Genomic DNA, 14,970 nt, shown 5'->3' on the forward strand with positions numbered 1-14,970 from the left:
GGCCGCTGCTGCCGGTCGCGGTCACTTGCCGCCGTTGATCACGGACTTCTTGAGGGCGCCGTCCTGCGCGCCCCACTTCTCGAGGATCTTCTGGTACTCGCCGTTGGCGATGATGGCGTCCATCGCGGCCTGGAGCGCGTCCCGCAGCTGGGTGTCGCCCTTGGCGACGGCGATGCCGTACGGCGCCGCCTCGACCTGCTCGCCGACGATCTCGAAGTCCTTGCCGCCGCCGGAGGTCTTCACCGCGTATGCGGCGACCGGGAAGTCGGCGGACACGGCGTCCGCGCCGCCCGAGCGCAGCCGGGTCTGGGCCTGCTGGTTGTCGTCGAAGGGCTCGATGGCGAGCTTCTTGCCGCTCGGACACTTCTTGGCCTGCTGCTTGGCCAGGTCCTCCGAGGTGGTGCCACGCTGGACGGCGAGCTTCTTGCCGCACAGGTCGTCCCAGGTCGTGATGCCCTTGGTGTCGCCCTTGCGGGTGTAGATCGAGACGCCGGCGGTCAGGTAGTCGACGAAGTCGACGCCCTCACCGACCTTCTTGCCGCTGTCCGGGTCGACGCCCTCCTGACGGTTCTTGTTGTCCGTCATCGCCGACATCGCCATGTCGTAGCGGTCCGAGCGCAGACCGGTGAGCAGGCCGTCGAAGGTGCCGTTCTGGAAGTCGAACGTCACGCCGAGCTGCTTGCCCAGGGCGTCCGCGAGGTCGGGGTCCAGGCCGACGACCTTGCCCGCGGAGTCCTTGTACTCGACCGGCGCGTACGCGATGTCCGAGCCGACGCGGATCTTGCCCTTGTTGCGGATGTCCTGGGGGAGCTTGTCGGCGAGCGGGGCGCTGATGGCGGACGCGCTGCCGGAGCCGGCGTCCTTGTCCTTGGTCTGGTCACCGCAGCCGGTGAGCAGCAGGGCGCCTGCGACCGCGATCGCACCGGCCGCGGCCAGACGGGAGCGCACGGCGCTGGTACGACGGGTGGAGCTTGCGGTCATCGTGGTTCCTCCGGCGGATGGGAAGAGTTGCCGATGGGTCGACGGAAACACACACCTTCGGGTGTCGCGACCTCGTGGGTTTACGGCATCTTGCCATTCGGACTGCGCCATTCAGGGGAGTGGAAATGTCAAAATCGGATAACGGGTGACCCCCGAACCGCATCAGGTCGGTACATCCTCGGTCCATAGCCGCAGGATCATCTACGGGAATCCAGCGCTCCGGCCGGAAAATCTTCGGCATGTCTCACGATGTGATCAGCCGGGCTTGTGTGTTTTCACGCCATTCCGGCCCGTCGGCCGCACGTCACCTCCGCTTCGCCTCCCGGTTCCGGGGTGTGACCTTGGACCTAATGGACTCGTCGCGGGCACCGTCCGTCCGGTAAGAAGGTTCTTTACACCCCTCATCCGGGGCTCAGGGCGCGTGTGCGGCGCGCCCGTCGCGTATGGCCTCGCACGTATCAGCAATCGGGCCGTACGCGGTGCCCGCCCACCCCTCACCAGGAGTGGTCGACCCTCAAACCATGCATACCTAAGGGGTAAGACAAAGTGGCAGCGGAGATCGTCAATCCTCGCAGCGACAGCAAAACGGACCAGGACGGCGGGGCCGAGCCCCTCGATTCCTTCGATCCGGTGTTCGCGCTGCACCGCGGCGGCAAGATGGCCGTGCAGGCCACCGTGCCGGTCCGCGACAAGGACGACCTTTCCCTCGCGTACACGCCCGGCGTCGCGCGCGTGTGCACCGCGATCGCGGAACAGCCGGAGCTGGTCAACGACTACACGTGGAAGTCGTCGGTGGTCGCCGTCGTGACCGACGGTACGGCCGTGCTCGGACTAGGGGACATCGGTCCGCAGGCCTCCCTCCCCGTCATGGAGGGCAAGGCGATCCTGTTCAAGCAGTTCGGCGGCGTCGACGCGGTGCCGATCGCGCTCGACTGCACCGACGTGGACGACATCGTCGAGACCGTGGTCCGGCTGGCTCCCTCGTTCGGCGGAGTGAACCTGGAGGACATCTCGGCACCCCGGTGCTTCGAGATCGAGAAGCGGCTCCAGGAGCGGCTCGACATCCCGGTCTTCCACGACGACCAGCACGGCACGGCCGTCGTGACCCTCGCGGCGCTGCGGAACGCGGCGCGGCTGAGCGGGCGCGAGATCGGGCAGCTGCGGGCCGTCATCTCGGGCGCCGGCGCGGCCGGTGTCGCCATCGCCAAGATGCTGGTCGAGGCCGGCATCGGGGACGTGGCGGTGGCGGACCGCAAGGGCGTCGTGTCGGCCGACCGGGAGGACCTGACCCCGGTCAAGCGCGAGCTGGCCGGATACACGAACAAGGCCGGCCTCAGCGGTTCGCTGGAGGACGCCCTCGCGGGCGCGGACGTCTTCATCGGCGTCTCCGGCGGTACGGTCGCCGAGGAGGCCGTGGCCTCCATGGCCGAGGGTGCCTTCGTCTTCGCGATGGCCAACCCGAACCCGGAGGTCCACCCGGAGGTGGCGCACAAGTACGCGGCGGTCGTCGCGACCGGGCGCTCCGACTTCCCGAACCAGATCAACAACGTGCTGGCCTTCCCCGGGATCTTCGCGGGCGCGCTGCAGGTGCGGGCCTCGCGGATCACGGAAGGGATGAAGATCGCGGCCGCGGAGGCGCTGGCCGCGGTGGTCGGTGACGATCTCGCCGCCGACTACGTCATTCCCTCGCCGTTCGACGAGCGGGTCGCCCCGGCCGTGACCGCGGCGGTGGCCGCCGCCGCTCGCGCCGAGGGCGTCGCGCGTCGCTGACGTCACGCAGAATGGCCCCGTCCGCCCGGACGGGGCCATTTCCTTCTTCACCCCCGCCCGCCCGGACGGGGCCGGCTCCTTCTTCACCCGTCCCGCCCGCCCGCGTGCCGCCAAGGCCCCGGGCCGCCGGTGCCGGGCTGCGCCGCACGGGTGCCGTCACGCAAGAGGGCATGTGTCACAGCCCCGCGCGGTTCCGCCGACCGCACCGCGCACCTATCGTCGGCAGCATGTTCGCTGCCTACGCCGCCCGAATCGACCGCGACCAGCCGCTCACCGGCCTTGAGTTGGGGGAGCGTCCGGCTCCCGGGGTCCGTCCCGGCTGGAGCACCATCACGGTGCGGGCCGCTTCCCTCAACCACCACGACCTCTGGTCCCTGCGGGGCGTCGGCCTGCCGGAGGAACGGCTGCCGATGATCCTCGGCTGCGACGCCGCCGGCGTCGACGCGGACGGCAACGAGGTCGTCCTGCACTCCGTCATCGGCCAGACCGGCCACGGCGTCGGCCCCGGCGAGCCGCGCTCCATCCTCACCGAGCGCTATCAGGGCACCTTCGCCGAACAGGTCGCCGTGCCGACCTGGAACGTCCTGCCCAAGCCGAAGGAGCTGTCCTTCGCCGAGGCGGCCTGTCTGCCGACGGCCTGGCTGACGGCGTACCGGATGCTGTTCACCAACGCCGGGGTACGACCTGGTGACTCGGTCCTGGTGCAGGGGGCGGGCGGCGGTGTCGCCACGGCCGCGATCGTCCTCGGCAAGGCGGCCGGGCTGCGGGTCTTCGCCACCAGCCGGGACGAGGCGAAGCGGAAGCGGGCACTGGAGCTCGGGGCGGTGGAGGCCGTCGAGCCCGGGGCGCGGCTGCCGCAGCGGGTGGACGCCGTCATCGAGACCGTGGGCGCCGCCACCTGGTCGCACTCGGTGAAGTCCCTGCGGCCCGGCGGCACGCTGGTGATCTCCGGTGCCACCAGCGGGGACCGGCCCTCGCACGCCGAGCTGACCCGGATCTTCTTCCTGGAGCTGAAGGTGGTCGGTTCCACGATGGGCACCAAGGACGAGCTGGAGGACCTGCTGTCCTTCTGTGCCACGACCGGCGTACGGCCCGTCATCGACGAGGAGCTGCCGCTGGACCGGGCCCGCGAGGGCTTCGAACGGCTGGCGTCCGGCGAACAGTTCGGGAAGATCGTGCTGACCAACTCCTGAGAACCGGGGGGATGTCGGGCAGACAGGCGGGTCCGGAGGCACCGGACCCGCCTTTCCCGTACCCCGTGTGTCAACCGCGGTCGACGTCGGCGCGTGAGGTCGGTCGGGTCGGGCTCAGTGGGGTGGGGTGTGGAGCAGGGAGGCGATGTGGGCCGCCGCTGTGGAGAGGTGGTGGCGGGCCTCGCGGAGCTGGGTGGGGGTGACGCCGTGGTCGCGGGCCGCGTCGCGGATGTCGTCGCGGAAGCGGTCCAGGAGGCGGTCCAGGTCGCGGGCCGGGTCGCCGGTGGAGTCCCCGTGCGCCCAGGAGGGCTCGAACTCGGCGGGGAAGTCCTCCGCGGCGGAGGTGTGGTGCGGTTGCGCGGCGGGCGCGGACTTCGGCGCTCCTTCGGCGGCGCGGCCGAAGCCCCAGTCCCGGCCGAACTCCTTGCCGTAGTCCTTCCCGAACTCACCGAACTCCTTGGCCAGTTCGGTCAGTCCCTCGCGGACGCCGGTCGGCCAGTCACCGCGCGTGAAGTGGTCCTGGACCCGGTCCTGGACCCGCCGGGCGATGCGCTGCATCTCCTCCTGGGCCTGGGCCCGCGCCCGTGTCTGCGCCTCCTGTGCCTGGCGCCGGGCCCGCTGGGCCTCCTCACGGGCCCGGCGGCTCTCGTCCTTCGCGCGCCGCGCCTGCTCCTTCCACTCCTGCTTGACCCGGCGCATCTCCTCCTTGGCGGCCTTCCACGCCTCCTTGTCGCCCATCTCGCCGTACTCCCCGTAGGGCGCCCCGGCCCCGGACGGCTTCGTGTCCCGGCGGGCCTCGGAGGCGGCGGCGCGCATCTCGCGGCGCAGGTCGCCGGCCGCGCCGCGCACGTCGGCCCTTATCTCGGCGGCCAGTTCCGCGACCGACTCGCGGATCTCCAGCTCCAGGTCGGCCAGCTCGCCGCTGCGGTCGGCCAGTTCGGCGCGGCCCGCGTCGGTGATGGCGTACACCTTGCGGCCGCCCTCGGTGGTGTGCCGGACCAGGCCCTCCGCCTCCAGCTTGGCCAGGCGGGGGTAGACCGTGCCCGCCGAGGGGGCGTAGAGGCCCTGGAAGCGTTCCTCCAGGAGCCTGATCACCTCGTACCCGTGGCGCGGGGCCTCGTCGAGCAGCTTGAGCAGGTACAGGCGGAGGCGGCCGTGGGCGAAGACGGGGGCCATGTCAGAGCACCTTCTTGTCGGTCGTGCCGTCGGCCGGGGCGCCGGTGGCGCCGGCGTCCTGGCCGGAGACGGAATTGTCTCCCGGGGCGGTCGGGGAGTGGTCCGCCGGGTGGGGTGCGGTGCCGGTCGTGTCGGTGCCGTCCGTGCCGGTGCCGTCCGTGTCCGTGCCGGTCGTGTCGGTGCCGCTGGTGCCGAGGCCGGTCGTGGCGGCTGTCGTCGTGCCCGTTGTGCCCGTCGTGGGCGTGCTCGTGCCTGAGGTCTCCGGGGGCTCGGTCTCCCAGGGGGTGGTGTCCTCGTCCTCCCCGGGCGGGCGGCGCAGCAGGGCGATCGAGCCGGAGACCGTGGTGGCCCGTAGTCTCCCTGTGCCCGCGCCGAGGCGGCCGGTGATCTTGTGGGCTCCCCACTGGCCGTGCACCCGCAGTCCGTCGAAGGCGTTGGAGATCGTGCCGCTCGCGGTGTTCGCCTCCACCTCGGCGTCCGCCGGGTGCGGCAGGCGGATGGCGATCTCGCCGGAGACGCTGGTGAGGCCGACGTCCGTGGGGCCGTCCGGGTCCAGGTCGACGATCATCGAGCCGCTGACGGTGTCGGCCCGCACGAAGGGGCCCGAGCCCTCGACGACCGTCAGGTCTCCCGAGACCGAGTGGAACTTCAGGTCGCCGGTGACCGCCTGGGCCTCCAGGCTCCCCGAGACGGTGTCCGCGCGGACCGGGCCGGAGACGCCGACCAGAGTGGTGTCGCCGGTCACGCCTTTGACCACGACGGGTCCGCGGACGCCGGAGACGACCGCGCCCGCGCCGACCACGCCCACTTCCACGCGGGTACCGGCGGGGACCGCCAGGGAGACGACGGCGCTGCGCCGCCAGCCCTTGCGGTCGAGCCACTTCAGGAAGCCCTTCCAGGGCAGGTCGTCGTAGCCCACGGTGAGGGTGGTGCCGTTGCGGGCCACCAGCAGGGGCGGGCCCTCTATCTCCGAGATCTCCAGGCGCGCGGAGGCCTCGTCCGTGCCCACGACGTTCACCGTGCCGTTGACCAGACGGACCTGGAGATCGCGCACGGGCGTGTCGAAGGTCAGCTTCTGGGGTTCGGTGACGGACCACTCGGGCATGGGGCCTCCTCGGCCGGGCACGGTCGCGACGCGCCATATCGCGTCCTCTGATAAACACGATATATCGCGGCCTTGGGAAGTCAAGGCGGACGGGAAGAGTCGAGACGGACGAGGGCCAAGACGGCCTCCGGCGTGCGCCGCTGGGCGGGAAGCGGTGTGCGGAGCGTAGGAGGGGTGTGCGGGCGGACGCGCCGGCGCGGGGGAGGTGTGCGCGGGGGCGGTGTGCGCGGGGGCGGTGGCCCGAACCGTGCGGTGGCTCCCGGGACGCCGGCCCGGCCGGGGCGCATAGGCTGGTGGGAGTTATTTCCAGGCTGGATGTGAACGCAGGAGACGCACCCCTATGTACTTCACCGACCGCGGTATCGAGGAGTTGGAGAAGCGGCGCGGCGAGGAAGAGGTCACCTTCGAGTGGCTTGCCGAGCAGTTGCGCACGTTCGTGGATCTGAACCCGGACTTCGAGGTGCCCGTGGAGCGCCTCGCCACCTGGCTCGCCCGGCTCGACGACGAGGACGACGAGTAGGCGAGACGCGCCAAAGACGAGTAGGCGCGATAGGCGAGTAGGCGCGGCGCGCTGACACCGTGGCGGTACGGCTGCTTCCGGGCCCTGGGGGGTGATGGCCAGCCGTGTCGTTCACCGGCTCTCGTCTTTCTCTCCCCCTCTTCCCTCCCGGGAGTTAGCCTTCTCCTCCCATCGGCGAACGGGGGCGTCATGGCTGGAGGAGTCGAACGTGTGCGCCTGGACGACGGAACCGTCGTCTGGGCCCGGATCCGCGCGGCCGACGAGGAGGAGCTGAACGAGGGCGGCTACTGGGACACCGGACTCGGCGGCCGGGTCGTCGACATGGCGGAGGGGCTGGCCGGCACGGTCGGCGGTGTCGTGCGCTCCCTGCGCGCCGGTCTGGAGGCACCGGCACCCGTCGAGGTCTCCGTCAGCTTCGGCATCGAACTGACGGCGCAGTCGGGCAAGATAGTGAGCGCCATCGCGGAGGGCGGCGGCACGTCCTCCCTCACCGTGTCCCTGACCTGGACCGAACCGGCCTCGGTGGCGGACGGCGCGGATCCCGCCGCGCCGGGCGGCACGGTCGTACCGCCGCAGAGCCCGGCCACCGGCGCCGTATGAGCGCCTTCGACGAGATGGTGCGCCCCTCCCTCGCACGCATCGGCGCACCGGGTGACGGGTATGCAACGGACCGTGACGCGTACTGGGGGTCGGGGTTCTTCATAGCCCCGGGCTGGCTGTTGACCTGCGCCCACGTCGTGGGGAAGGGGGGAGCCGCGGTGTGCCGAGGGGAGAGCGCCCTGAGCGTGACCTGGCAGGAGCGCACCGCCGCCGGCGCCTGGGAGCCGCGCGGCGGCACCGGGACCGCCGCCGTCGTCGTGCCCCGGCCCGAGGGTGCGGGCCCGGCGCGCGATCCGTGGCCGTTCCCCGACCTCGCGCTCGTCAAGGTCACCGGCGCCGACGAGGTCCGCTGCCTCTGGCTCGGCGACCGGGAAGCGGGCCCGCGCACCCCCCTCGGGCTGTACGGCTGGTCGGTGCAGACCGGCGAGCTGGGCATCCGGCACGGCACCGGTGAACTCGCCGGCTCCGACGCGCGGGCCCTGCTGCTCGCCGGCAGCCTGCCGATCGGCGGACTGTCCGGCGGGCCGGTGCTCGATCTGCGGCACGGCTCCGTCATCGGTGTGATCAAGGGGCGCCGGCGGGAGGAGGGCGTCGCCGTGCCGGTCACCGCGCTGTACGAACTCCTGGACTCGCGCGAGGCGGGGCGCGTGGTGCGCGAGGTGCTGCGCGCGCACGACCTGCATCACGCGAGCCTCCTCGACACCCCGTCGCCGTACCCGGGCTGGACCGCCGTCCAAGCCGCCCTGCCCGGGCACTCGCCCTCCGTCTCCGGGGTCACCGCCGAGTTGCGCACGCGTCTGTACGGCCATCTCGCACAGCTGCCGCCCCCGGCCGGAGCCGGCGAGGTCGTCCACCTCGTGGAGGACGTGAAGGAGCAGGTGCGCGGCGAACGCCTCCCCTCGCTGGTGCTGCGCAACGTCCGCACCTGGCGTGAGGGCGCCGGGCTGCTCCACGGTCTGCGCACGCTGGAGCCGGGCGGCGGCGGAACGCTGGTCGACCTCGACGCCGTTCTGCTGTACGCGGCCCGGGTCGTCCGCAGGACCCTCCGGGAGCACGCCGGAGAGGTGGACGCGGAGCGGCTGCGGGCGTTCACCGGCTGGATCGCCGGGCAGGCGGCGGGCCACCGGCACTGGGCGGTCGGCGAGGCCATCCGCGCGCTGCTGGAGGGAACCGACGGGGCGGAGCGCGGCGACGGGGCGCAGCGCGGCGACGGGGCGGAGCGGGCCGACGGGGCGGAGTGGACCGGCAGGGCGGAGCGGGCCGACGGGGCGGAGCGCGGTAACGGGGTGGAGCGAGGCGACGGTCCACCCACGCCGCCCGGCGGTCTGCTCGGCGGCCCTCCCGGCGGCCGGCCCGACGGCGCACCGGCTCCCAACGGGGCGGTCGACGTCCTGTCGCGGGGCGGGGCGGCCGACGTGCCCTCGCCGGCCGGGCCCCCTGACGCCCTGTCCGCGATCGGCGCCGCCGAAGCGCCCTCCCCGGCCGAGCACGCCGGCGCGACGTCACCCCCCGAACCCGCCACGGCGCGGCCCCCGGCCGGCGCCCCACCGGCACCCACCGCACCCGCACCAGGCGAGCCCCCCGGCGCCGCCACCTGCGGACCCTCGCCCGCCCCAGACGCCGCCACCTCCGAACCCTCGTTCGCCCTCGACGCCACCGCCTCCGAACCTTCGCCCGCCCCCGGCGGCGCCACCTCCGAACAGTGGTCCGCCCCAGGCGCCGTCATCTCCCAACCGTCGCCCGCCCCCGGCGCCGCCACCTCCGGACCCTCGCCCGCCCCCGCCGTAGCCGCCCCGGACCCGTCGCCGCCTCCACCCGCTCCGGAGTGGAGCCGCGCGGTGCAGCCGGACCGGGTCGCCTCCTCCGGCACCCGCACCGACGTCCTCGTCAGGGTCGGCCCGGCCACCTACGGCCGGCACCCGTGGAGCGTGCAGCTCATCTACGACGGGCGGGACGTCACCCCGGTCGACGGCGACGACCGGGGCGTGCGGGCCGAGGAGCTGGCGGGGGTGCTGCGGGAGCCGTTGGCCCGGGCGCTGAACCAGGGGGACCACGGCGAGCACCTCGCCGCGATCGAGGTCTTCCTGCCCCGCAAGCTGTTCGATCTGCCGGTGGACGACTGGCAGTTGCTGCCCGACACCCCGGACGACGTCTGGGCCGGCGAGGACGACGAGGACGACGACTTCGTGGACGAGCGGGCCATGCCGCTCGGGATGCGGCGGACCGTCGTCGTCCGGGACATCCGGCGCAACGGCCCGCCGCCCTCCCCGGAGTGGCGCCGCCGCTGGAAGGGTGTCCTGCGCGGCCCGCTGACGCACGGCACGCTGCACGGGCGGCCCCCCGCCGAGGGGCACCCGCCGGGCGCCCCGGCCGGCGGCAAGTACCCGTACTACGGGGCCCTGTCGGCGCTGAGCGACGCGTCCGTGCCCGTCTACTGCGGCCCCGTCGGCAGCGGCGAGGGCTACGCGGCGATGCGGGACGCCCTGCGCTCCGGGCACGCCGTGGTGCTGTGGCGCCGGGACCGGCATGATCACGCGGAATGCGGGGACTTCCATCAGCAGGCCGCCGCGCTGCTCGGGCTCGCCGGACACGCCGACGGACTGCACGGCCCGGTCCGTGACCTGCGCATCCGGCTGGCCGACCCGGACACCGCCCGGGCGCACGGCCTGCGCGGGAAGATCGCCGTACTGTTCGACCCGCCGGATCGGCCGCCGTACGGGACGGAGACCATGCGGCCGCCGCCGCTGGCCGCGCCCGGCGGCTGATCCGCCGGTGGCCGCGCCGCTCGCGGCGGACACTCCGTCAACTCCACTGGGTCGCACGGATGTTCGCGGCAGGACGGGCGGGACACCGGGCGCCGCGAACGTCGGCGGGCACGGGCGGCGGACGGTAGCCTCGTACGTCGGACGGCCGGGCCCGCTGCATGATCACCAGAGCCGGGAGGAGCCCAAGGTGAACGACTGGCGGATCTACCGCGGAGTGGGTCAGCCGCACGACGGCATGGGGCGGTTGCCGGCGCCGCCGCCCTGGCGCGACTTCGCCGCCTCCCGGGACGGCACGGACAGCGGCCCCGAGGACCCCAGCAGCGCCCGCCGGCTGGGCGTGCGCCGCCGGATGGTCGAGAACTACGCCCCCCGGCCCGCGGAGGTCGACGCGGTCAACGCGGCCCTCTATCTGCGCCGGCCCCTGCTCGTGACCGGCAACCCGGGGACGGGCAAGTCGACCCTGGCGTACGCCATCGCCCACGAACTGGGCCTGGGCAAGGTGCTGCGCTGGCCCATCGTCAGCCGCACCACCCTCCAGGACGGGCTGTACCGGTACGACGCCATAGCCCGGCTCCAGGACGTCCAGCTGGAGCGCGCCCGCGGGGACGACAGCGGTGCCGCGGCCTCCGGCATCGGCTCCTACATCCGGCTCGGGCCGCTCGGCACCGCGCTCCTGCCCGCCGGGCAGCCCCGCGTAGTGCTCATCGACGAGCTGGACAAGAGCGACCTCGACCTGCCCAACGACCTGCTGAACACCCTGGAGGAGGGCGAGTTCTCGATCCCCGAGCTGGAACGGCTGGCGGACCGGGAACCCGTCGTCGAGGTGCTCACGCACGACGGCGACCGGGTGGCCGTGCACGGCGGCCGCATCGCGTGCACCGCGTTCCCGGTGATCGTGCTGACCTCCAACGGCGAACGCGACTTCCCCGCCCCGCTGTTGCGCCGCTGCGTCCAGCTGGAACTGGACCCGCCCGGCGAGGAGCAGCTCACCGCCATGGTCGAGGCGCACCTCGGCACGGACGGCGCCGGCGCCGGAGCGGACCTGATCCGCCGGTTCCTGGAGCGTGAACCCGGTGAGGTGCTCGCCGCCGACCAGCTCCTCAACGCCCTGTTCCTCACCCAGCACGATCCGCACGCACAGGGCCTCACCCGGGAGCGGATCGCCGAGATGCTGATGCAACCGCTCGACCGTACGAGGTGAGAGACGGATGCCGGGGATGCGCCTGGACGAGCTGATCGGCAAGCTGCGCCAGGGCGGGCTCCAGCCGACCGCCGAGGACGTGGCGGACGCGCTGTGGCTGGCCCGGCGGCTCGGCACGGCCCCGGCCCGCGACACCCCCGGCACCGGCACGCCCGCGGCGGCACCGGACGGCGCGCCCGGCCCGCCGCCGGAGTCCGCACCGGACGGTGAGCCCGGCCCGCGGCCGGGGTCCGCACCGCCCGGCGCCTCCCCGGCGGCCGCCCCCGGCGCCCCGACGACGGCCCCCGCGGACGCCCCCGCCCCCGCCGTCCCGCTGCACACCCCGGCCCCCGCCCCGGGCGGACGGTCCCCGGGCGACACCCCCGCGGCCTTCCCCGTCCGCGCCCCCGCCGCCGGCGCCCTGCCCGGACTGCTCGGCCTGCAGAAGGCACTGCGTGCCCTCGGCCGCTACCGCCCGGCCTCCTTACGCGGCCAGGACGAGCGGATCGACGAGGCGGCCACCGCCGACCGGGCCGCCGCCAGCGGCATCCTGCTCCCCGTCACCCGGCCCGGCCGGCGCCGGCGCTGCGACGTCCAGCTGCTCATGGACACCGGGCCCGCCATGGCCGTCTGGGGCGAGATGGTCGAGGAACTGCGCCAGGCCTGCCAGCAGTCCGGCGCGTTCGCCTCGGTCCGCGTCCACCACCTGTACGCCGACGGCTCCGGCACCCCGCTCGTAGGCACGACCGCCGGTCCCGGCCGGCGCACCCGGCTGCGCCCCGCCGACGAACTGCACGACCCCAGCGGGCGCCGGCTCACCTTCGTCATCAGCGACTGCGTCGGCCCGCTCTGGCAGAACGGCACCGTGCAGCGCCTGCTGCAGGGCTGGCCGCGCACCGCACCGCTGGCCGTGGTCCAGCCGCTGCCGCCCCGCCTGTGGGGCCGTACCGCGCTGCCCGCCGAACCCGGGATGCTGGTCCGCACCGGGGAGACCGGCGGGCGCCTCGACTTCCTGCCCGAGGACGAGCCGTGGGAGGAGGTGCCGCCCGGCACCCGGCCGGTACCCGTGCTCCAGCCCACCCCGGAGGCGTTCGAGGCGTTCGCCCGGCTCCTCGGCGGCACCGGACCGACCCGCGAACACGCCTGGGCCGGCTTCGCCCACACCGGCACGGCACCCGGGGAACCGGCCGGCTTCCCTCCGCCGCGCGGCGACGACGACCTGCTGCGCGCCTTCCGGGCCGGTGCCTCGCCCGGCGCGCTCCGGCTGGCCGTCTACCTCGCCGCCGCACCCCTCACCCTGCCCGTGATGCAGCTGGTCCAGCGGGCCATGCTGCCCGACACCGGCCCCATGGAACTGGCCGAGGTGCTGCTCGGCGGACTGCTGCGGCAGCTGCCCGGCACCGAGGACCAGCCCTGCTTCGCCTACTCGCCCCGGATGCAGGACCTGCTGCTGTCCTCCCTCGACCAGGACACCGCGGGCCTCGTCCTCAAACACTGCTCGGCCTATGTGGAGCGGCACTTCGGCAAGGGCACCCGCAACTTCGCCGCACTGGCCGCGGCCCGGCTCGCCGACCACGACCCGGCCGCCGGCGCCGGGCGGCTCGCCGAGGACGGCGGGCCGCGGGACGGCGGCAGCGTGGAGGCCGAACTGTTCGCCCGCATCCCCGCGCGCGTGCTCCGGTTCTACCTGCCGGACCTGGTCACGCCCGACCCGCTGACCGAGGCGGAACGGCTGCTCGACCGGTGGCGGCAGCTGGCCGACCCGGAGATGCTGCGCCGGGCCCGGGACCGGGCCCGCGCCGCCACGGACGGCACCGGAGGCGTCCCCGACGCCGGTCTCGCGGCCCGGGCCCGGCTGGTCCTCGGCCGTGTGCTGCGCGCGGAGGCCGGCACGGCGGGCGCGCGTACGGAGGGGCGGCGGGCCGGGCTGCTGCGAGAGGCCGTGGCCGAACTCGCCGCCGCGTACGCGACGGCTCCCGCCGACAGCCGGGAGCGGGCCGAGGCGGCGCTGGAGCTGGCCTCCTGCCGCCGCGAGGTGTGGCGGCTGACGGCGGAGCCGGACCAGCTGACGCAAGCGCTCCGCGTCCTGGACGCCGGCACACCGCCCTGGCCCCGGATCACCGCCGTGGCCCGTGCCCGGCCGGGCGCCACCGCGGCGGACGGCGACGGCCACGAGGACACGGACCCGGAACCCGCGGCCCCGCGAGAGCCACCCGGCGAGGGCGCGGCACCGCGCGCCGGGGTGTCCGGGGAGCCGACCGGTGAGGGGACCGACATGGTCGCCGCGCCGTACGGCGGTGTGCGTCGGGAGCCGCCCGCCGACGGAACCGGCGAAGGCGCAGCACCGCGCGCCGGGGTGTCCGGGGAGCCGCCTGGCGTCGAGACCGATGTGGTCGCCGCATCGTACGGCGGTGTGCGTCGGGAGCCGCCCGCCGACGGGACCGGCGAGGGCGCGGCACCGCGCGCCGGGGTGTCCGGGGAGTCGGCCGGTGGGGGGGCCGTGTCGCGGGGTGGGGTGCCCTGGGAGGTGGGCGCCCATCGGGACCGGCTGCTGCTGCGCGGGCGGATCCTGCTCGATCTGCGGCATCCCGGAGCCGCCGTACCCGAACTGCGCGAGGCCTGCGCACTGCTGGCCCGGCAGCGGGCCTCCGACGCCGTACGCGGCCCCGCGCTGCTCGACCTCGCCCGGGCGCTGCGCGGGGCCGGCGCCGAGGACAGCGAGACCCGGCACGCGCTGCACGAGGCCCGGCGGGCGGCCGGCGACGACCCGGCCCTGCTGCTGCCGTCCCTGACCGCGCTCGCCGCCTTCCACGACACCGCCGGGGAGCCCGCGGAGGCCGACGCGGCCTACGAGCGGGCCGCGCTGCTCGCCCCCGCCGACGGCCCCCTGCGCGTCCAGCTCCTCACCGCCTGGGGCGAGTCGCTGCTGCGGCGCGCCTCCACGGGCGACGGCGCCGGTGTGGTGGACCGGGCCGAGCACGTGCTGCGCGAGGCGCTGAAGTCGCTGCCCGCCCGGTCCGCCCACCGCGGCCGGCTCCAGGGCCTGGTCGGCAGCGCGCTCGCCCAGCGCTTCCGCCACCTCGGTTTCCTGCCCGACCTGTTCGAGAGCCGGCATCTGCTCGGCCAGGCGGTCCGCGCGGCGACCGACGCCGCCGTACGGGCCGAGGTGTGGCTCCAGCTCGGCCGGGTGCGGCTGGAGGGCTGGTACCACGCGGGCGCTCCGGTGCTGATGGAGGCGCTGCAGGCGTACGAGAACGCCGAGCGGGAGGCGGCGGCGGCCCACGGCGGCGACCCCGGCTCGGTGACGGCCGCCCGCGCCCGGCACGGCTGCGGGACGGTGCTGGCCCTGATGGGGCGGCCCGGCGCGGCGGCCGGCGCGTTCCGGGCGGCCCGCGAACAGTGGCAGCGGCTCGTCGGGGCGCTGCGCCAGGTCGACTGGGCCGACGTCGAGCTGACCCGGCGGGCGGAGCGGGAAGCGCCGCCCGAGGACGCCCGGTCGCTGCCGGAGCGGGCCTGGCGGGAAACGGCCCCGCCCTGGTGGCCCTGGTCCCAGGACTGGGCCGACGCGGGCGAACTTGACCGGAGTTGAACCGCCCGGGGTTTCTGCTTCCGGCCTGTCGGGAAGAAGTGGGCAGCCACTGCGGCTGCGCGGGGCGGGCGTGGGGCAGGGAGGAGCCGAG

At 74.6% G+C, this 14,970-nt stretch carries 10 protein-coding genes; 7 read left to right on the plus strand and 3 right to left on the minus strand.

Going from position 1 to position 14,970, the window contains the following annotated elements; translation table 11 throughout:
* Positions 1-21: 21 nt before the first annotated feature.
* A complete protein-coding gene (locus tag FHS34_RS23500; protein ID WP_184968593.1) occupies positions 22-981 on the minus strand; it encodes an ABC transporter substrate-binding protein in 960 nt (319 codons plus the stop codon).
* Positions 982-1,527: 546 nt separating this feature from the next.
* Between FHS34_RS23500 and FHS34_RS23505 the strand changes: the two genes are divergently transcribed.
* Positions 1,528-2,751: an NAD(P)-dependent malic enzyme gene (locus tag FHS34_RS23505; protein WP_184968595.1), complete on the plus strand. Its 1,224-nt coding sequence runs from the start codon at positions 1,528-1,530 to the stop codon at positions 2,749-2,751.
* A 227-nt stretch (positions 2,752-2,978) separates the two neighbouring features.
* The gene (locus FHS34_RS23510; RefSeq protein ID WP_184968597.1) at positions 2,979-3,944 is read left to right on the plus strand and encodes a zinc-binding dehydrogenase; all 966 of its coding nucleotides are present in this window, start codon (positions 2,979-2,981) and stop codon (positions 3,942-3,944) included.
* Positions 3,945-4,058: 114 nt separating this feature from the next.
* Here the strand turns inward: FHS34_RS23510 and FHS34_RS23515 are convergent, their stop codons facing one another.
* Together FHS34_RS23515 and FHS34_RS23520 are read right to left on the minus strand one after the other, a co-directional pair.
* Positions 4,059-5,120 carry a PadR family transcriptional regulator gene (locus FHS34_RS23515; RefSeq protein WP_184968599.1) on the minus strand — a complete coding sequence of 354 codons (1,062 nt, stop codon included), beginning with the start codon at positions 5,118-5,120 and terminating at the stop codon, positions 4,059-4,061.
* A gap of 1 nt (position 5,121) precedes the next feature.
* A complete protein-coding gene (locus tag FHS34_RS23520) occupies positions 5,122-6,225 on the minus strand; it encodes a DUF4097 family beta strand repeat-containing protein (RefSeq protein ID WP_184968601.1) in 1,104 nt (367 codons plus the stop codon).
* A gap of 340 nt (positions 6,226-6,565) precedes the next feature.
* On the opposite strand from FHS34_RS23520, the gene FHS34_RS23525 reads away from it, so the two are divergent.
* The 5 genes from FHS34_RS23525 (at position 6,566) to FHS34_RS23545 (ending at position 14,879) form a co-directional block, all read left to right on the plus strand.
* Positions 6,566-6,745 carry a DUF6104 family protein gene (locus FHS34_RS23525; RefSeq protein ID WP_003992906.1) on the plus strand — a complete coding sequence of 60 codons (180 nt, stop codon included), beginning with the start codon at positions 6,566-6,568 and terminating at the stop codon, positions 6,743-6,745.
* Positions 6,746-6,955: 210 nt separating this feature from the next.
* On the plus strand, positions 6,956-7,345 hold the full coding sequence (locus FHS34_RS23530) for a CU044_2847 family protein (protein WP_184968603.1): 390 nt from the start codon (positions 6,956-6,958) through the stop codon (positions 7,343-7,345).
* A complete protein-coding gene (locus FHS34_RS43495; protein WP_221509317.1) occupies positions 7,342-10,110 on the plus strand; it encodes a VMAP-C domain-containing protein in 2,769 nt (922 codons plus the stop codon). The genes FHS34_RS23530 and FHS34_RS43495 overlap by 4 nt, the downstream gene beginning before the upstream one ends.
* Positions 10,111-10,297: 187 nt before the next feature.
* Positions 10,298-11,311 (plus strand): AAA family ATPase, encoded by a 1,014-nt coding sequence (locus tag FHS34_RS23540; protein WP_184968605.1) that lies wholly within the window; start codon positions 10,298-10,300, stop codon positions 11,309-11,311.
* Positions 11,312-11,318: 7 nt separating this feature from the next.
* Positions 11,319-14,879 (plus strand): SAV_2336 N-terminal domain-related protein, encoded by a 3,561-nt coding sequence (locus FHS34_RS23545; RefSeq protein WP_184968607.1) that lies wholly within the window; start codon positions 11,319-11,321, stop codon positions 14,877-14,879.
* Positions 14,880-14,970: the final 91 nt, after the last annotated feature.

The sequence above is a fragment of the Streptomyces echinatus genome (genome assembly GCF_014203595.1).
Lineage (GTDB): Bacteria > Actinomycetota > Actinomycetes > Streptomycetales > Streptomycetaceae > Streptomyces > Streptomyces echinatus.